This is a genomic window from Streptomyces sp. NPDC101194, from assembly GCF_044767885.1.
Classification (GTDB): Bacteria; Actinomycetota; Actinomycetes; order Streptomycetales; family Streptomycetaceae; genus Streptomyces.
Map to the genome: position 1 here is coordinate 60,722 of NZ_JBIWOS010000003.1, position 16,404 is coordinate 77,125.

A 16,404-nucleotide genomic window follows, 5' to 3' on the forward strand; every position below is an offset into this window, starting at 1 on the left:
TTGTTCTCCGCACGTCGGCGCATCCGCCGTACCGCCCCGCTCGTCCGCCCGGTCCGGCTCACCCTGATCGCCGGCACCACGGTGCTCGGCGCCACGCTCACCGCCTGTTCCGGCGCCTCCGCGTCGGACTCGGGCAAGGGGGCGACCGGGGTCGCACCGGCGCACGACACCAGGATCTCGGTGAACCTGAAGGGCGCCGAGGCAGCCCCGGGCGAGCCGGTGAAGGTGACCCTCGGCGCCGGAAAGCTGAAGACGGTCACGGTGGAGGCGACCGGGGGCGCCGCGCTCACCGGCCGGATATCCGCCGACGGCAGGACCTGGACATCGGACCGGCCGGCCGCGCCCGGCACCACGTACCGCGTCGAGGCGAAGGACACCGAGGGCGGCAGCGACAAGGCCGGCTTCACCACCTCGGCGGCCGAGAAGGTCAACAAGCTGACGCTGGCCCCCGGCAAGAACACCACGGTCGGCATCGCCCAGCCGCTGTCGATCGTCTTCGACAACCCGGTGAAGGACAGGGCCGCGGTGGAGAAGGCCCTGAAGGTCTCCACCTCGAACAACACCGAGGGCTCCTGGGGCTGGCTGCAGGACTACTCCGGCAAGGACCGCATCGACTGGCGGCCCAAGGAGTACTGGAAGCCCGGTACGAAGGTGACGCTCGACGCCGACCTCAACGGCATCGACTCGGGCCCCTCCGGCGGCTGGTTCGTGCGCGACTACCGGACCACCTTCGCGATCGGCGCCGACCAGGTGGTCAAGGTCGACCTCGACCGTCACCGGCTGGCGCTGAAGCGGGACGGAAGGACCGTCATGGACGTGCCCATGTCGGCCGGCACGCCGGGCGGCGAGAAGGCGTCCTGGCGCGGCACGGCCGTGCTGATGGCCAAGGAGGGCACGATCAACATGCGCTCCGAGACGGTCGGCCTGGGCGATGCCTACGACAAGATGGTCGACTCGTCGATGCGGCTGACCTGGTCGGGGATGTACGCCCACGCGGCACCGTGGAACGCCGCCTACTTCGGTGTGGCCAACCACAGTTCGGGCTGTGTCGGCATGAGTGACGCCAACGCCGCTTCGCTGTACCAGCAGGTGCGGGTCGGCGACCCGTTCGAGATCACCGGCGCCGACGCCAAGGGCACGGTCGCGGAGGGCAACGGATACGGGGCGTGGAATGTGAGCTGGACCGACTGGCAGGCCAAGAGCGCGCTGAAGTGAGCCGCAGCGCCGGCAAGCTGTCGGCATGCCAGGTGGACGGCGATCCGCACCTGCTGCCCGCACCGGTGATCACGGGCGCGGGCAGCAGGTGGGTGGGCGGGCGGCCCGTACCGATGATGTGCCGTTGTCGTGCGTGACCGACACCAGCGCCCGCTCCTGTCCGCGCGACCTCCTGGACCGCATCGCGGGCGCGGCCGGGCCTCACACCGGATTGACCGGCGACGAGGAGAACGGCACCTTCGTCGCGTATCTCCACGACGAAGGTGCCGCCACCTCGGCAGGCGGGTCGCAACGCCCCCTGGACACCTCCGCGGACAGACGCGAGCCGGCGGTACCCCGTGGACCTGGAGCCGTTCTCCACCGCCCACGACGCCCCGGCCGGTCGTCGGCTCTCCCTGTGATCGGCACGGTCGACCCGCTGTACGTCGAGCACACCCGACCGGCTCGCAGCTGACCTTCTCCTCGCGCTCGGCGGACCCGTCGTACCTGTCCGTTCCCTCGTGCGAGAAGTGATCACCGGCTGCTGCCGGACGGGCACCGCTCCTCGGGACCGCTTCGCGGCGGATCCCGGCTACTGCACTCCCGGCAGCAGCGTTCCTGGTTCGGCCGGTGCGACCTCCACGGCCTTCGTCTTCGGATTGCGCCGCTCCTGCTTCGCCACCCACGTCGCGAACCAGGAGAGCAGCATGCACATCCCGATGTAGATCGGCGAGATCACCATCACCACGGGGATGAAGGGGAGATCGTAGTCGAGATTGGACGCGATGAGCTTGCCCGCGTGGAGGAATTCCTCGTAGGTGATCAGAAAGCCGAGCGAGGTGTCCTTGAGCGCGACCACCAGCTGGCTGATGATCGTGGGCAGCATGGCGCGCACCGCCTGCGGGGCCAGTACGTAGGTGGTGACCTGCGTCTTGCGCAGCCCCAGCGCGTACGCGGCCTCGCGCTGGCCCCGCTCCACCGAGTTGATTCCGGTACGGAACACCTCGGCCAGCACCGAGCCGTTGTACAGGGTCAGACCGGTGACCAGCGCGGGCAGCGGCTGCACCTTCAGCGCCACGAAGATGAAGAAGATCATCACCAGTACGGGCATCGCCCGGAAGAACTCGACCAGGAGCGTCGAGACCCAGCGCACGGCCCGGTGGTCGGAGAGGCGTCCGACGGCGAGCACCGCCCCGAGCACGAGGGAGAGCACCGCGGCGTACGCGAACGCCTTGAGGGTGTTGCCCAGTCCGCGCAGCAACAGCTCCTGAATGCCCTTGTACTCGAAGGGGGTCCACTTGGCCGCGGTGAACTGCTCGGTGTCGAAGAGCAGATACACGATCCAGCCCACCAGGGCCAGGATCAGTGCCGTCGAGACGATCCCGTACACACGGTGGCGTTTGCGGGTGACCGGTCCCGGGATGTCGTAGAGCGCGGTTGCGGACGGCGGGGTGCGGGTGGTCATCGGGCGACTCCCCAGCGCTTCTCCATCATGTGGAAGAGCGCACTGATGGACAGGGTGATGATCAGGTAGCCGACGGCGATCCAGACGAAGGTCCAGACGATGCTGTAGCCCAGCTCGTTGAGGGTCTTGTAGGTGCCGAGCAGCTCGGTGACGCTGAACGCCCCGGCGATCGCCGAGTTCTTGGCGAGGGCGATCAGCGTCGAGCCGATCGGTGGGATGACCGAACGGAACGCCTGCGGAAGCACGATGTGGTTCAGCGTCTGGCCGAACGTCATGCCGAGGCTGCGGGCCGCCTCGCCCTGCCCCGTCGGGACGGTGTTGATACCGGAGCGCAGCACCTCGCAGATGAACGCGGAGGTGTAGCAGCCGAGGGCCAGGACGGCGAAGACCTTGAAGGGAAGCACCAGCCCGAAGCGTGGCAGTCCGAGCAGGACGGCGAAGAAGAGCAGCGTCAGCGGGGTGTTGCGCAGCACCGTCACCCAGACCGTGCCGAGCACCCGGAGCGAGCCCACGGGAGCCACCCGGCAGGAGGCCATCAGGAAGCCGAGGAGCAGGGCCAGGATCGAGGAGTAGACGGTCAGCTCGACCGTGCCGAGGAAGCCCTTGCCGTAGAGCGAGAAATTCTGCGTGAGTACGTCCATGTCGGTCCCCGCCCTCTCAGGTCGCCGGGTAGCGGTCGATGGGCGGCGGGGTCGGCGCGGGCACTCCGGACAGACCGAGTGTGGCCTCGAACGCCTTCTTCCAGTTTCCGTTCTTCTGGTTCGCCTCCAGGGCGTCGTCCAGGGCGAACCGCAACGCGTTGTCGCTGCGCGGGACTCCGATGCCGTACGGCTCCCGGGAGAAGGGCTTGCCCACCACCTTCAGTTCCTTGGGCGCCTTGGCGGCGAAGCCCAGCAGGATGGCGTCATCAGTGGTGACGGCGTCGACCTGGTAGGTCAGCAGGTTGTCGACGCAGATCGAGTACGTGTCGTAGGCGACCAGGATCGCCTTCGGGTAGTCGGCGGCGATGCGCTGGTACGGGGTCGATCCGGCCGCCGAGCAGACGGTCCTGCCGGCCAGGTCCTGCGGGCCGTGGATGTCGTGCTCGTCGGTGCGCACGAGCAGCGACTGTCCGGCCATGAAGTAGGGGCCCGCGAAGCCGACGAGTTTCTTGCGCAGGTCGTTGATGGTGTAGGTGCCGACGTAGTAGTCGATCTGACCGTTCTGGAGCGCCGTCTCGCGGTTGGCGGAGGCGATGGTCCGGAAACGGATCGTCTTCGGTTCGAAACCGAGCGAGGCCGCCATCATCTTGGCGATCTCGATGTCGAAGCCCGAGTAGACGCCGGTGGCCGGGTCCTTCTCGCCGAGGTAGGGCTGGTCCTCCTTGGCCCCGACCCGGAGGTATCCCCGCTCCTTCGCCTTCGTCCAGGTCGGTGATGCGGGCAGCCGGAAGCTCGTGTCGACCCGGTACACCGGCAGCTGATCGGCTTTCGGGCCCTTCACCGGCGGGCTGCCCTCCTTGCCGCAGGCGGCGGCGAGCACGGCCAGCAGCAGACCGGCGCAGACGGCCAGGACCTTTCTCGTACGCAACACGGAGCCCCCGTCAGTGCTTGAGGATCTTGGACAGGAAGTCCTTGGCGCGGTCGCTCTCCGGAGCGGTGAAGAACGCCTCGGGAGTGCGGTCCTCGACGATCCGGCCGTCGGCCATGAAGACCACGCGATTGGCGGCGGAGCGGGCGAAGCCCATCTCGTGGGTGACGACGACCATGGTCATGCCGTCCCGGGCGAGCTGTTGCATGACCTCCAGCACCTCGTTGATCATCTCCGGGTCGAGCGCCGAGGTGGGCTCGTCGAAGAGCAGCGCCTTGGGGTCCATGGCGAGGGCGCGGGCGATGGCCACACGCTGCTGCTGGCCGCCGGAGAGCTGGGCGGGGAACTTGTCGGCGTGCGCGGCGAGTCCGACCCGTTCCAACAGTTCCCGGGAACGCCGGTCGGCCTCGTCCTTCTTCCGCTTGCGGACCTTGAGCTGGGCGAGCGAGACATTGGCCAGCACGGTCTTGTGCGCGAAGAGGTTGAACGACTGGAAGACCATGCCCACTTCGGCACGGAGCCGGGCCAGTCCCTTCCCTTCCTCGGGAAGCGGTCTGCCGTCGATCGCGATCCGGCCCGACTCGATGGACTCCAGCCGGTTGATGGTCCGGCAGAGGGTCGATTTGCCGGAACCGGAGGGGCCGATGACCACCACCACCTCCCCGCGGCCGACGGTGAGATTGATGTCGCGCAGTACGTGCAACTGTCCGTAGAACTTGTTGACGTCCCGCAGCTCGATCAACGGATCGACGGCCATACGCTGCCCCACCCACTTGTCGCTATGTCGAGGTCAGCGCAAACTATCCAGCGCGAAAAGGGACTTCACTTCCGACACGCAAAAATGGGGCATAAGGCGTCTTATTCGGTTTTACTCAAAGCTCTACCCCTCGGCCGACTCCGAATAGACCTGAGAGAGCTCGGGACTGCCTGCCATCGCCCAGTCCAGCCCGGCCTCGACCACGTCGATCTCCCGACCCGAGGCGAGCCGCACGACGGGCTGCCCGCTCGGCCAGATGCTCCAGGCCGCACCGGGAACGGTGCGCACCAGGACGGTGCCGAGGTAGAGCCCCGCGTCGTTGCCCAGCCAGGGCAACTCCTCGGGATCGTCGCGCCAGCGCGGCGGCAACTGGTCGAGCGCCGCCAACGAGGCGGGACTGTCGTCGAGTTCGAGCCCCCGCTGCCCCGCCCGGACACGCAGCAGCTCACACTCGGCGAGAAGCTCGGCCACACCCTCCGGATCGATCGCGACGGCGGCGGCGAGCCCTGCCCCTCGCGCACCGTCGTGACGCTTGCGCCAGTTGTCCAGGAAAGGAATGTTCACGATCGGACCCCCTGCGGCACATCGCTGCCGAACAAAGCCGCCACCTGTCCGACACCACGCTCGGACGACATCGAGTAGTCAGCTCCGGTCAGCGTCGGTTCGCTCACGTTCACCACGACCATCTCCCACTCGACTCCCACCGGACCCCCATCCCGTCAATCCTGCGAAGTGCGAACATCAGCCCACCATGACACAAAACCGGCTCCGGGTCGCCGTACCTCGGGGGTGTGGACCGCGACCCGAGACATCCGATGCGACCGACGACGGAGAGCACTCTTCATTGATCACCCGCCCGAGTGAACACAGGTTCGAATAGAGGCGGCTACAGCCGGCCCTCGGCACATGCCATGAAGCCGCAGCGCTGCTCCGACACCCGCCATCGCGTGAAGCGGCTCGCCCGCCGACGTCGTGCCGAGGGGATCGGGAAACGAATTCCAACCGTGGCGATGCCGTGCGTGAACGCGTCCTGTGTGCGGCATCCGCGGTTCGACCGGTCCGTGGAGGCGCTGCGGACTGTCGGCGCGACGGTGCTGTACGGACCGACGGGTTCGAGCCGAATCGACCTGGTGAGCGACGCCCGGAGGGCTTCCCGTGGCATCCGGCCCCGGACGCGGTCGGGGCGATTGTCAGTCCTGCCTCGTAGCCTGTTCCCATGTCGATCACACCTTCGCCTGTCGTCCCTGTGCGCTCGCCCGCCGCGGTGAACGCGGACATCCGCGCGCTCTGGGCGCGCGGCGCGTTGTCGCCGGAGGGTGAGGCGGAGTATCAGCGACTGCTGGTGGAGTGGGAAGCTGCGGTCCGGGCGGATGTCGTCGAGGCGGCCTGACCTGCGCGGCTCCGGCTGATTGCCGAACCCGCATTTTACGATCCGGCTCGTGGCAATCGACATTCCCGAAGAACTGATCAGGCTGCAACGTTCCGCCGCTGAAGAGCAGCGCAAGGCCCTCGCCGAGCCCTACACGGAGGAGGGGTGGGCGGTCTGGCGTGAGGCGGCGGCACGGTTTCAGGCCGCGGTGACCGAGCACGCCGAGGCGGCCGGGGTGAGCCGGTTCGAGTTGGAGATGGCCGTGAAGAAGGCGGTCCTGCGCCCGGATCCCCCGGCCGACGAGAGGCGCAGGTAGGAAGGGAGCCACCAGCCACAAGGGATCGTGGGTGGCAGGCTCGCCGTCGAGCAGCGGGAGGCGGAACAGCAGCAGGGCGAGGAGCGGCGCCCGCCCGCCCCGGACCGGGTCGCCGAACTCGGCGTCGGCGCAGCCGCCCGGCCGGTCGAGGTACACGTCGGCCGCTGCGCGATCGGCAGGCGGCATCGGGGGATCAGCCACGACGGCACTCCGCGCGCACTCGCGCGACGGGGTCCGGGCATGCGGGCACTGTCGGCCGGACACCGAGCCGGGGGTGCTGCAAGCGGCAGCCCGGCGCACCCTGAAGGTATGAGCGCCCCGGTAGTCGTACACCACCCTTCCTCGATGGGCGGCCGGGCGGTGACCATCGATGGGCAGATCGCCGGCCTCGCCCTCGACGACGGCGACCTCGTCGAAATCCTCCGGGGCGCCGGGTTCTACGACGCCGAGTATCTCCTCGACAACCCGAACTGGATCGAATGGCGCGGCGGCCGGGCCCACCGGTACGAACCGGCGTGACGAGCGCGCGGCACCCGAAGAACGTCGGCTCAGCTCTGCGGGCGCGGGCCGAGCCCCGGGGGTGGGCCGCGCTTTGGCCTCGAGCTCCGGCCCCTTTCCCAGGAGCGGTGGATTCACCGGGGGCGTCGGCAGCGATCGCCGATGACACGCACGAGCGTGTGCCGGACCGTGCGAAAGGCCAGGCAGCGGTGGCGTTCCTCCCGGTGGACCGGGTCGTCGCCGGGGTCGGGAGCGAAGGGGAGCGGGAGGTAGGCGCACAGAAGGTCGATGCAGGTCCGGCGCAGGGTCTTCTATGCGTCGGTCCAGCGGATCGGGTGACCGGATTGATCGGTGGTGAGCCAGGACCCGTCTCCGAGGGGCTGGATGTCGTAGGCGTCCTCCGCGTGGGAGTCGAACTCGGCCCGGACCCGGCCGGAGTTCACATCGACGCGGTAGTGGCGGAACCACTCCTGCTCGTCCTCGGTTTCGCCGGCGAGGGTGACGATGACGGTGTCCTGGTCCAGGTAGCCGCCGCTCCATTCCACGTAGGTCTCGTCCGGGTCGTGTCCGAAGGCGTCGACGGAGAGGGTGAACGTCACCTCGCCGTCCGGGTAGGTGTGAATGGCGACGTCGGCCTGCTCGTGGTCGACGGTCATGAACTGGCGTCCGTCGGGCGCCAGGTCGATGAGGCACCGGTCGTTCCAGGGATAGCGGATGAGATCCAACCGCCCCTCGGCCACCGACGCGCGGTAGATGACCGAGCCGTCCTGCCCTTCTCCCACATCGAGGAGCACCTGATCGCCCGCCTGGTGCACCAGTTGCTGACCACCATGGCCGACGGTGTCCAGATCCGCCTGCGCGATGGCCGCTCCGGTCCCGGCGTCCAGGGCAACCCACTGGTCGGGGCGGTCACGACCGGCCATGACATCGGGCCGGTAGATCCAGACCACAAGTCCGTCCAAGGACAGCACGCAGCCGGGTCGGTGCCCGAATTGCTGGTCTGCAGCCGGCTCGAACTCCGATCGCCAGACTTCGGTCCCGTCTGCGCTCACGCAGACAACTGCGTTCAGGGTCGTGTAGTAGGCGCGCTGGAGATCCGCGGGAACAACGTGGTTGACGACATCATCCTCGGCAGACGGCCGACAGATCATGGCGGGCGACAGCACACCCCCTGCATCGGCGGCCGGATCATAGGCGCAGATGCTTTTGTCGACGAGCCGCGTGACGACCTGAAGGGGGCGCGTGGGTTGAGCCATGTCCGGAAGGTTAGCCTCCAGCAGATCTTCAAGAAGTCATCGGTGATGAACACCCCCAGCAGGTGCGGGTTATGGGGGCAGCGCTCACACAAGCTCCCGAAGGATGCCCGGCACCCCGCCGCCCCCTTCGCCTTCTGATCACCACTGCGTCGCCAGGAGAGCGTGTGGCGCCGCGCGCCGAAGTGCGCGCCGTCCGTGACCGCTCGGGGAGGCACCCGGTCGCGCGCCCCTCGCACCCGCCCACGCGACGGGTCCGGGGCCGGCACGGAGCCGCCGTCACCGCAGGCTCCATGACGGAAAACAGGTGGAGCCGGAGGATCCGAGCTGGTAGTTTCGCGATCATGTCCAGCCCCGAGTCCGACAGACACTAGCCACCGGTCCGCCGGTGGCCGAGATCGTCGGCGAACCGATCCCGCACGGTCGAGTACCGGTCGCGAGGTCGTTCCGGCCCGGCTGCCGCCGCCGGACCACCGCGGTGTGGGCTGCGTCTTCCCGTACGCGCACGTGACACATCCGTGCGCGGATTCCCCGCCCCCCGGCGCCTTCCGCGGTGCCGGGTTCCGTCCATGACCACCATGGACGTTCTTCCGCGTTGCCGCTCGTCATCACGTTCGGGCGCGGCCCACACCCCCTGTCCGGTCCATCCATCAGCCGTCCATGGGGTTCCTCATGCCATTCGCTGTGTACGCGCTCGGGCTCGCCGTCTTCGCCCAGGGCACATCCGAGTTCATGTTGTCCGGTCTCGTCTCGGACATCGCCGCCGACCTCCACGTGTCCATTCCGGCAGCAGGGCTGCTGACCTCTGCCTTCGCGGTCGGGATGATCGTCGGGGCGCCGGTGATGGCGCTCTTCAGCCGCAACTGGCCGCGCCGCCGCGCGCTGCTGTTCTTCCTCTGTGTCTTCAGCGCCGTCCATGTCGTCGGCGCGCTCACCCCCGGCTACGGGGTGCTCCTCGCGACCCGGGTAGTCGGGGCGCTGGCGAACGCCGGATTCTGGGCCGTGGCGCTGGTGACCGCGGTGTCCATGGTCGGACCGGAGGCCCGGGCGCGCGCCACGTCCGTGGTGGTCGGGGGCGTCACCATCGCGTGTGTGGCCGGGGTGCCCGCCGGTGCGGCGCTGGGCGGGCAGTGGGGGTGGCGGTCGGCGTTCTGGGCCGTGGCCCTCGTCTCCGTACCGGCCGTCGTCGTGATCGCGAGGACGATCCCGGGGGCACGGCCGAAGGCCGCCCCCGCGCGCGCGGGCGTCGAACTGCGGGCCCTGGCCCGGCCACGACTGCTGCTCACCCTCCTGACCAGCGCACTCGTCCAGGGGGCGACGTTCTGCGCGTTCTCCTACTTCGAACCGCTCGCCACCCATGTCACCGGGCTCGGTGACGCCTGGGTGCCCGCCCTCCTCGCGCTGTTCGGCCTGGGCTCGTTCGTCGGGGTGACCGCCGCGGGCCGGCTCGTCGACGCACGGCCTCTCGCTCTCACCACGGCCGGTCTCGTCTCGCTCGCCGTCGGCTGGGCCGGGTTCGCGCTGAGTGCGGGGAGCGCGTTCGCGACGATCTCGCTCGTCTTCGTCCAGGGGATGCTCGCGTTCGGCACCGGGACGGCGCTGATCTCGTGGGTGTTCCGGCTGGCAGCCGACGCGCCGACTCTGTCCGGTTCGTTCGCCACGGCCGCGTTCAACGTGGGCGGAGCGCTCGGCCCCTGGTTCGGAGGGCTCGCGATCGATGCGGGGCTCGGCTTCCGGTCGCCGCTGTGGGTGAGCGCGCTGCTGATGGTCCTGGCGCTGGGAACCGCCTGGGCGTCACTGGGGACACGCCGGGCCGTCGACCGCGGTCGGGACGGCGTTCCCGCGGTGTGACCGCCGCTGGATGAGGCCCCGCCCGGCGCTGAACGGGCGGGGCCGTCCTGATCACAGCAAGCAGCCAGCGAGCGGGACAAGGACATGGACCACGGTATCGGCGACCACTGACAACGGCGCCGTGTGCCGGGGTCCGCCATCCTTCAACGCCGACGGCGCACGCGGACGCGCCTTCGAACCGGCGTCGCGCGGAAGGCGGCAGTTCGAAGATGAAGGCGGCAGTTCGATGACACGGACTAGGATCTGGCGCACACACGCGAACAGGGGGATCCAGTGACCGAGGACCGCGATGGCATCGTCGTCTACTGGCGGCCCGGCTGCCCGTACTGCATGAAGCTGCGCCTGCAACTGCGGCTCTCGAAGCTGACGTACACCGAGGTGAACATCTGGCGCGACCCCGAGGCGGCGGCTTTCGTCCGGTCCGTGGCGAACGGGAACGAGACCGTGCCCACGGTCACCGTGGCGGGCAGGCCCATGGTGAATCCGTCCAGGCGCCAGGTGCTGGAAGCCGTCCACGCCGGAGCTCGGCAGGAGTGAGCCCCGGCGGGGCGAGCCGTCAGAGCTCCAGGTCCACGACCACCGGGGCGTGGTCGGACGCGCCCTTGCCCTTGCGCTCCTCGCGGTCCACATAGCTGTCCTCGACCGCCTCGACGAAGGACGCGTTGCCGTAGACGAGGTCGATACGCATGCCCTTGTTCTTCGGGAATCGCAGCTCCCGGTAGTCCCAGAAGGTGTAGGGCCGGTCGTACTTGAGCGGGCGGGGCATGACGTCGGACAGCCCCTCCTGGCGCAGCGCGGCGAGCGCGGCCCGCTCGGCGGGCGTGACATGGGTCGCGCCCTCGAACAGCGCCGGATCCCATACGTCCTCGTCGGTCGGGGCCACGTTGAAGTCGCCCAGGACCGCGAAGGGCTGCGAACCGGCGGCGTCCGCCGCGACGGATTTCTGCAGGGCCTCGAACCAGCGCAGCTTGTACGCGTAGTGCGGGTGCTCGATCTCACGGCCGTTGGGCACGTACACCGACCAGACACGGACCGGGCCGCAGGTAGCGGAGATCGCCCGGGGCTCCTCCACTCCTTCGTACCCGGGGCCACCGGGCAGCCCCTTGACGACATCGGCCAGACCGGCCCGGGAGACCAGCGCGACTCCGTTCCACCGGCCTGTGGCATTGACCGCGGATTCGTAGCCGAGCTCACGGAGCGCGTCCGCCGGGAACTGCTCGGCGGCGCACTTGGTCTCCTGGATGCACAGCACATCCGTGCCGGTGCGCTCCAGCCAGGCCAGCAGCCTCGGGAGCCGGGCGGTGATCGAATTGACGTTCCAGGTGGCGATGCGCATGTACGTAAACCTAGCCGCTCCCACTGACAGTCGCCGGACCGGTGCCGGTCACAGGCCGGTCGAGTCCCCCGGGGCCAGCCGGCCGTGGTCGGTGCGGCCGAGGCTGCCGATCTGGGTGTCGTAGATCGGGCGGGCCAGATCCGTGAGCAACGCGTCGTGGATGTCGATGGCGCGGCGCGGCCCGACCTCGCGCACGTAGTCGATGACCTCCGAGATCTTGTTCCAGGGCGCCATCACCGGAAGCATCAGTGTGTCGACCGGCCGGTCGGGGACGGTGAGGGCGTCGCCCGGGTGGAAGACGGAACCGTCCACCAGGAAGCCGATGTTGGTGATCCGCGGGATGTCCGGATGGATCACCGCATGCAGTTCGCCGTGCACCTGTACCTCGAAACCCGCGGCGGAGAAGGTGTCGCCGTGACCGACGGTGTGGACACGGCCCGGGAAGGCCGCGGCGAGCCGGTCGGCGACACTGCGCAGGGTCCAGATCTCGGCGGCGGGGTTGGCCTCCATGCCGGCGCGCAACCGCTCCTCGTCGAAGTGGTCGGCGTGCTCGTGCGTCACCAGCAGCGCGTCGGCGCCGACGGCGGCGTCCTGCTCCGAGAAGCCGCCCGGGTCGATGACGAGTGTCTGCCCGTCCTTCTCCAGGCGGATGCAGGAGTGCGTCTTCTTGGTGAGTTTCAGGTGCACGGGGTTCATGGCCCCATCCTGCTACGGCCGGGGCGTCGTTTCTTCCTGAATCACGGTCTGGGCGATCGAGAAGGCGGCGCTCGCGGCCGGTACGCCGCAGTAGACGGCGGTCTGCATCAGCACCTCCTTGATCTCGACCGGGGTGAGGCCGTTGCGCAGCGCCGCCCTGACGTGCGCGGCCAGGCTCTCCAGACGGCCGGAGGCGACCAGAGCGGTGAGCGTGACACAGCTGCGGGTGCGACGGTCCAGGCCCTCCCGGCTCCACACCTCGCCCCAGGCGTAGCGCGTGACCAGCTCCTGGAAGTCACCGGTGAAGTCGTCGGCGCCGGCCATGGCCCGGTCCACATGGGCGTCGCCCAGCACCTCGCGGCGCACCTTCATGCCGGGCTCGTACGGGTCGGCGCGGCCGGGGGCCCCGGTCCCGGGCCGTTCGGTGGCGGCGGTGATCTCCGCGACGGGCAGCACGGGGGCGGAGAGCTGCGGGGTGAACGGCGGTACGGGGATGGCGGCGAGGGTGTCCTGCCAGGCCGTGGAGAAATGGGTCAGGAGGAGATCGGTGACGGCTGCGGGCTGTTCGACCGGGGCGAGGTGCGAGGCGCCGGGGACGAGGGCGAGCCGGGCGTCCGGTATGCCCGCGACCAGGGTGCGGGCGTCGCCCGGCCCGGTCACCTGGTCCTCGGCACCGACCAGGACGAGGGTCGGGACGGTGATGCGGCCGAGTTCACCGCGGATGTCGAAGGCCGCGAGGGCTTCGCAGGCGGCGATGTAGCAGCCGGGGTCGGTGGTGCGGACCATCTGGACGGCCCACTCGACGATGGCCGGCTGGGCGGCGGCGAAACCGGGGGTGAACCAGCGCTCCGGTGCGGTCCGGGCCATCGGCTCCAGACCGTTGGTGCGGACGACGACCCCGCGCTGGCGGAACTCGTCGGCGCTGCCGAACCGGGGCGAGGCTGCGACCAGGGCGAGCGAGGCGACCCGGTGCGGGTGACGCAGTGCGAGGTCCGCGCCGACCGCGCCGCCGATGGAGCAGCCCGCGTACCCGAAGCGCTGGACGCCGAGTCCGTCGAGGGTGGCCAGCAGTCGGTCGGCGAGCTCGGTGATGGCGGAGGCCGGACGGGCGGGGGCACCGCCGTGGCCGGGGAGGTCGAAGCGGAGCACTCTCCAGTGCTGGGTGAGCTCAGGTATCTGCCGATCCCACATGTGCCATGTGGTGCCGAGATAGGGGCCCAGGACCAGCACCGGTGCGTCCTTCGGCCCGTCAAAGCGGTATTGCAGGGTTTCAGTCGTCGTCTCACTCACCCGCCCACGCTCCCATATCTCACAATTCCTCACGGGAGGGGGTCGGAACACTCGCCGGACCTCCCCATGTGTCTGCCGCCGGACGAAGATCCTCCACATCCGGCTTCACCTACCGGCGTACTGCTCGCACGGTCGCCCGACAGCGTGCGGGAGCCGGCCACGACCTGGGAGCGGGTACGACCCCGGCTCGGCGAGCTGCGCGGGGGCTTCGCCGAGCACGCAGCCGTAGCCGGTGGGTGGGTCGGGCACTTCGACGGGTTCACCGACCTGCTGGAGGACTGGGGGCGCGTTCTGACCGGGGCCACCCGGCGGGGCTGGGGCGTCGTGGGACTGAGCGAGTAGCACGGGGCCGGGCTCCTCGCCGTCCGTGGCGGCCCCGTGGCATCTGCCGCACACGCGCCGTCACGGCCGCGTTCACGCTCGTCGCGCCGAAGGGCACGTGCGCGAGAACGGGGGCACGCATCGGGCACGTCCGGTGGTCCGGGCTCCGGACCACCGGACGCAGGATTTCGTCCGTGCGGGATGATCCCCCGATGGACAGAGTTGTCGATCTCGACGAAGCGGCTGCCGTTCTCGCCGAACGTGCGGTGGCCTGGCGGTCGGCCGGCCTCGAAGTGGGCCGGACGACCTGGCGGGACGCGGAGGCGTCATGGCCGCAGCCACTGGAGAGCGACAGGGGCCTGGTACGTGACCCCGACTCGCTGGGTGTCCTCGTCTCGGGACCGGCAGAGGCCGAGCTGTCGGTCGTCCTGTTCCGGGGTGGTTGGGCCGACGTGGATTTCGTTGCCGATCCCGATGACGCCGGTTGTCTCCCTGCCTCGGCCATCGCCTCTGCCACGGACTTCGGCGTGAGGCTGGATCAGTGGGTGGCTCGTGTCTTCGGAGGACCCGGCGGCGTTCAGGGCCTCTCGTCCGGATCACGCCGGACTTGATCCGGACGCAGGACCCCGGCCGTGGTGCCTGCGGTGTGCCCGCTCGTCGGACGCGCGCCGCCTCCCACCGCCGGAGTTCCCGGGTCGCTCAGGGGGTCGCCGCGGACACGACATAGACGACAGGGTTCATCGGATCGGTCATGTTCACGGTGATGTTCTGGGTGGGGCGCGGGCGCTCGTTGGTGTGCGTGGTGCCCGCCCACTCGACGCCGGGCCCGAAGCTCCAGCCCGAGATCTTCTGATCGCGGGCACCGATGCTGACCTTGCCGGTCTCCAGGGCGGCGCGGCCGCTGCCCATTCGGCTCAGGAACCGGTCGAGCCCGGCGGACGTGGTGCGGAACTCCACGTACAGCCGACTGGCCTTCCAGTTGTTGGTCTCGTAGTACTGCACGTCCAGGGAGTTGCCGGGCATCGGCAGCTCGAAGATCCGGCGCTGCAACCGGGACGGCCAGCCCTCGCGCAGTCCCTGTGCGGAGGCCTCTGCCTCCTTGTTCTGGCCGGAGCGGCGGCTCTGTCCCGCGGAGATCAGCAGATAGCCGGCCGGGATGCCGATGAGCAGCACGATGATGGTCGCCGTGATCAGACGGCGGCGGATCATCCGGCGCCGGTCCTGCGGCCGCTTGTCGTCGTCGGGCGGCGAGGACGGGCGCGGCAGGACGGGGTGCTCGGCTGCGGTCATGTCTCTGGGGATCCCTAGGAGGTGCGAGTGTTGCGCGTGTTCCGGATGGTGCTGGCGGCCTGGTCGTAGATCTGGGCGTACCGCTCGTACCGCTCGACGCGGCGACGGTTGGCACGGCGGAATCTGCGGGCCACCAGCCGGGCCAGGTCGGCGGCGCCGACCATACCCGCCTCCGGGCCCAGCTGCGCCTTCGCGATCCGGGCCTCGGGTCGGTAGCCGCGGCCGGTGAGGTGGCGTTTGAAGGCGTCCCTGGCGGGGCCGATCAGCAGGTCGTCGGCGGCGCTGACGCCGCCGCCGATGACGAAGCAGGAGGGGTCGAGGGCGGCGGCGAGGTTGGCGATGCCGACGCCGAGCCACTGACCGATGTCCTGCAGGAGCTCGACGCACATCGCGTCGCCCTCGCGGGCCAGTTCGGTGATGAGCGGCCCGGTGATGTCGGGAATGTTCCCCTTCACCCGCTCGATGATGCCGTGGGCCACCGGGGAGTCGGCCGCGGCCAGTTCCCTGGCCTCGCGGACGAGCGCGTTGCCGGAGCTGTACTGCTCCCAGCAGCCGCGGTTCCCGCACGGGCAGCGATGCCCTCCGGGAACCACCTGCATGTGGCCGAACTCACCGGCGACGCCGTACTTGCCGCGCTTGACCTGACCGTCCTCCAGGATCGCGCCGCCGATGCCGGTACCGAGCGTGATCATGACGAGGTGGTCCTCGCCGCGGCCCGCTCCGAAGCGCCACTCCGCCCAGGCGGCGGTGTTGGCGTCGTTGTCGACCATGACGGGGACGACGAGGCGGGAGGCGAGGGCGTCGCGCAGCGGTTCGTCGCGCCAGGCGAGGTGCGGGGCGAACAGCACCTTGGAGCGGTCCGCGTCGACCCAGCCCGCCGCCCCGATGCCGACGGCGTGCACATCGTGCCGGTCGGAGAGGTCCAGGACCAGTTCGACGATGGTGTCCTCGACGACCTTGGGGCTCTTGGACTTGTCCGGCGTCTCGGTGCGCAACTGCTCCAGGATGTTGCCGTCGGCGTCGACGACGCCGGCCATCACCTTCGTGCCCCCGATGTCGATGCCGACGGTGGGTACCCGTGGCGCCGTGAGGTGCGAGCGTCGCTCCCGGGTGCCCACGGTCCGCAGGACGGTGGCGCGGGCGGAGCCGCGGTGTGTGAAGTCGCGGTACGTGCTCATCGTCCCTGCGGGGTCTGGGGG

At 69.7% G+C, this 16,404-nt stretch carries 20 protein-coding genes; 9 read left to right on the forward strand and 11 right to left on the reverse strand.

Annotated elements, in window-relative coordinates:
- On the forward strand, positions 1-1,215 hold the full coding sequence (locus ACIRP2_RS13380) for an Ig-like domain-containing protein (protein WP_404249611.1): 1,215 nt from the start codon (positions 1-3) through the stop codon (positions 1,213-1,215).
- 133 nt (positions 1,216-1,348) lie between these two features.
- Positions 1,349-1,669 carry a hypothetical protein gene (locus ACIRP2_RS13385; RefSeq protein WP_404249613.1) on the forward strand — a complete coding sequence of 107 codons (321 nt, stop codon included), beginning with the start codon at positions 1,349-1,351 and terminating at the stop codon, positions 1,667-1,669.
- 117 nt (positions 1,670-1,786) lie between these two features.
- On the opposite strand, the gene ACIRP2_RS13390 is transcribed toward ACIRP2_RS13385, so the two are convergent.
- The 5 genes from ACIRP2_RS13390 to ACIRP2_RS13410 form a co-directional block, all read right to left on the reverse strand.
- Positions 1,787-2,659: an amino acid ABC transporter permease gene (locus ACIRP2_RS13390; protein WP_404249615.1), complete on the reverse strand. Its 873-nt coding sequence runs from the start codon at positions 2,657-2,659 to the stop codon at positions 1,787-1,789.
- On the reverse strand, positions 2,656-3,300 hold the full coding sequence (locus ACIRP2_RS13395; protein WP_404249618.1) for an amino acid ABC transporter permease: 645 nt from the start codon (positions 3,298-3,300) through the stop codon (positions 2,656-2,658). The genes ACIRP2_RS13390 and ACIRP2_RS13395 overlap by 4 nt, the downstream gene beginning before the upstream one ends.
- Before the next feature lie 16 nt (positions 3,301-3,316).
- Positions 3,317-4,228, reverse strand: a complete 912-nt coding sequence (locus tag ACIRP2_RS13400) for a glutamate ABC transporter substrate-binding protein (RefSeq protein WP_404250813.1) — start codon at positions 4,226-4,228, stop codon at positions 3,317-3,319.
- A 13-nt stretch (positions 4,229-4,241) separates the two neighbouring features.
- Positions 4,242-4,985 carry an amino acid ABC transporter ATP-binding protein gene (locus ACIRP2_RS13405; protein ID WP_404250815.1) on the reverse strand — a complete coding sequence of 248 codons (744 nt, stop codon included), beginning with the start codon at positions 4,983-4,985 and terminating at the stop codon, positions 4,242-4,244.
- Between the two features lie 123 nt (positions 4,986-5,108).
- A complete protein-coding gene (locus ACIRP2_RS13410; RefSeq protein ID WP_404249620.1) occupies positions 5,109-5,549 on the reverse strand; it encodes a DUF6278 family protein in 441 nt (146 codons plus the stop codon).
- Between the two features lie 652 nt (positions 5,550-6,201).
- Between ACIRP2_RS13410 and ACIRP2_RS13415 the strand changes: the two genes are divergently transcribed.
- From ACIRP2_RS13415 to ACIRP2_RS13425, 3 genes are all read left to right on the forward strand, one after another.
- Entirely contained in the window at positions 6,202-6,375 is a 174-nt protein-coding gene (locus tag ACIRP2_RS13415) for a hypothetical protein (protein ID WP_404249622.1), read from the forward strand.
- Positions 6,376-6,424: 49 nt separating this feature from the next.
- The gene (locus ACIRP2_RS13420; protein ID WP_404249624.1) at positions 6,425-6,670 is read left to right on the forward strand and encodes a hypothetical protein; all 246 of its coding nucleotides are present in this window, start codon (positions 6,425-6,427) and stop codon (positions 6,668-6,670) included.
- Positions 6,671-6,979: 309 nt separating this feature from the next.
- Entirely contained in the window at positions 6,980-7,189 is a 210-nt protein-coding gene (locus ACIRP2_RS13425; RefSeq protein ID WP_404249626.1) for a hypothetical protein, read from the forward strand.
- A gap of 290 nt (positions 7,190-7,479) precedes the next feature.
- Here ACIRP2_RS13425 and ACIRP2_RS13430 read toward each other — a convergent pair whose 3' ends face one another.
- Entirely contained in the window at positions 7,480-8,130 is a 651-nt protein-coding gene (locus tag ACIRP2_RS13430) for a hypothetical protein (protein ID WP_404249628.1), read from the reverse strand.
- 963 nt (positions 8,131-9,093) lie between these two features.
- Between ACIRP2_RS13430 and ACIRP2_RS13435 the strand changes: the two genes are divergently transcribed.
- Together ACIRP2_RS13435 and ACIRP2_RS13440 are read left to right on the forward strand one after the other, a co-directional pair.
- On the forward strand, positions 9,094-10,272 hold the full coding sequence (locus ACIRP2_RS13435; protein WP_404249630.1) for a Cmx/CmrA family chloramphenicol efflux MFS transporter: 1,179 nt from the start codon (positions 9,094-9,096) through the stop codon (positions 10,270-10,272).
- Positions 10,273-10,545: 273 nt separating this feature from the next.
- Positions 10,546-10,809: a mycoredoxin gene (locus ACIRP2_RS13440; protein ID WP_404249632.1), complete on the forward strand. Its 264-nt coding sequence runs from the start codon at positions 10,546-10,548 to the stop codon at positions 10,807-10,809.
- A 19-nt stretch (positions 10,810-10,828) separates the two neighbouring features.
- On the opposite strand, the gene ACIRP2_RS13445 is transcribed toward ACIRP2_RS13440, so the two are convergent.
- Genes ACIRP2_RS13445 through pcaC form a run of 3 tightly spaced genes read right to left on the reverse strand, consistent with a single transcriptional unit; the run spans position 10,829 to position 13,594 of the window.
- A complete protein-coding gene (locus tag ACIRP2_RS13445) occupies positions 10,829-11,608 on the reverse strand; it encodes an exodeoxyribonuclease III (protein WP_404249634.1) in 780 nt (259 codons plus the stop codon).
- A gap of 48 nt (positions 11,609-11,656) precedes the next feature.
- The gene (locus tag ACIRP2_RS13450; RefSeq protein WP_404249636.1) at positions 11,657-12,304 is read right to left on the reverse strand and encodes an MBL fold metallo-hydrolase; all 648 of its coding nucleotides are present in this window, start codon (positions 12,302-12,304) and stop codon (positions 11,657-11,659) included.
- A 12-nt stretch (positions 12,305-12,316) separates the two neighbouring features.
- Positions 12,317-13,594: a 4-carboxymuconolactone decarboxylase gene (gene pcaC, locus ACIRP2_RS13455; RefSeq protein ID WP_404249638.1), complete on the reverse strand. Its 1,278-nt coding sequence runs from the start codon at positions 13,592-13,594 to the stop codon at positions 12,317-12,319.
- Between the two features lie 144 nt (positions 13,595-13,738).
- Here pcaC and ACIRP2_RS13460 point away from each other — a divergent pair, with 144 nt between their 5' ends.
- Both ACIRP2_RS13460 and ACIRP2_RS13465 read left to right on the forward strand, forming a co-directional pair.
- Complete coding sequence (locus tag ACIRP2_RS13460; protein WP_404249641.1) at positions 13,739-13,936, forward strand: hypothetical protein; 198 nt, start codon at positions 13,739-13,741, stop codon at positions 13,934-13,936.
- 191 nt (positions 13,937-14,127) lie between these two features.
- Complete coding sequence (locus ACIRP2_RS13465) at positions 14,128-14,526, forward strand: hypothetical protein (protein WP_404249643.1); 399 nt, start codon at positions 14,128-14,130, stop codon at positions 14,524-14,526.
- Positions 14,527-14,614: 88 nt separating this feature from the next.
- On the opposite strand, the gene ACIRP2_RS13470 is transcribed toward ACIRP2_RS13465, so the two are convergent.
- Positions 14,615-15,205, reverse strand: a complete 591-nt coding sequence (locus ACIRP2_RS13470; RefSeq protein WP_404249645.1) for a hypothetical protein — start codon at positions 15,203-15,205, stop codon at positions 14,615-14,617.
- A 14-nt stretch (positions 15,206-15,219) separates the two neighbouring features.
- Positions 15,220-16,383 carry an ROK family glucokinase gene (locus ACIRP2_RS13475; protein WP_376216758.1) on the reverse strand — a complete coding sequence of 388 codons (1,164 nt, stop codon included), beginning with the start codon at positions 16,381-16,383 and terminating at the stop codon, positions 15,220-15,222.
- Positions 16,384-16,404: the final 21 nt, after the last annotated feature.

Bases quoted from the DNA above. Each gene is read 5' to 3' on its own strand.
- ACIRP2_RS13475 (WP_376216758.1), bottom strand. From the start codon at position 16,383: ATGAGCACGTACCGCGACTTCACACACCGCGGCTCCGCCCGCGCCACC.
- ACIRP2_RS13405 (WP_404250815.1), bottom strand. From the start codon at position 4,985: ATGGCCGTCGATCCGTTGATCGAGCTGCGGGACGTCAACAAGTTCTAC.
- ACIRP2_RS13435 (WP_404249630.1), top strand. From the start codon at position 9,094: ATGCCATTCGCTGTGTACGCGCTCGGGCTCGCCGTCTTCGCCCAGGGC.
- ACIRP2_RS13450 (WP_404249636.1), bottom strand. From the start codon at position 12,304: ATGAACCCCGTGCACCTGAAACTCACCAAGAAGACGCACTCCTGCATC.
- ACIRP2_RS13425 (WP_404249626.1), top strand. From the start codon at position 6,980: ATGAGCGCCCCGGTAGTCGTACACCACCCTTCCTCGATGGGCGGCCGG.
- ACIRP2_RS13445 (WP_404249634.1), bottom strand. From the start codon at position 11,608: ATGCGCATCGCCACCTGGAACGTCAATTCGATCACCGCCCGGCTCCCG.
- ACIRP2_RS13390 (WP_404249615.1), bottom strand. From the start codon at position 2,659: ATGACCACCCGCACCCCGCCGTCCGCAACCGCGCTCTACGACATCCCG.
- ACIRP2_RS13470 (WP_404249645.1), bottom strand. From the start codon at position 15,205: ATGACCGCAGCCGAGCACCCCGTCCTGCCGCGCCCGTCCTCGCCGCCC.
- ACIRP2_RS13465 (WP_404249643.1), top strand. From the start codon at position 14,128: ATGGACAGAGTTGTCGATCTCGACGAAGCGGCTGCCGTTCTCGCCGAA.
- ACIRP2_RS13395 (WP_404249618.1), bottom strand. From the start codon at position 3,300: ATGGACGTACTCACGCAGAATTTCTCGCTCTACGGCAAGGGCTTCCTC.
- ACIRP2_RS13415 (WP_404249622.1), top strand. From the start codon at position 6,202: ATGTCGATCACACCTTCGCCTGTCGTCCCTGTGCGCTCGCCCGCCGCG.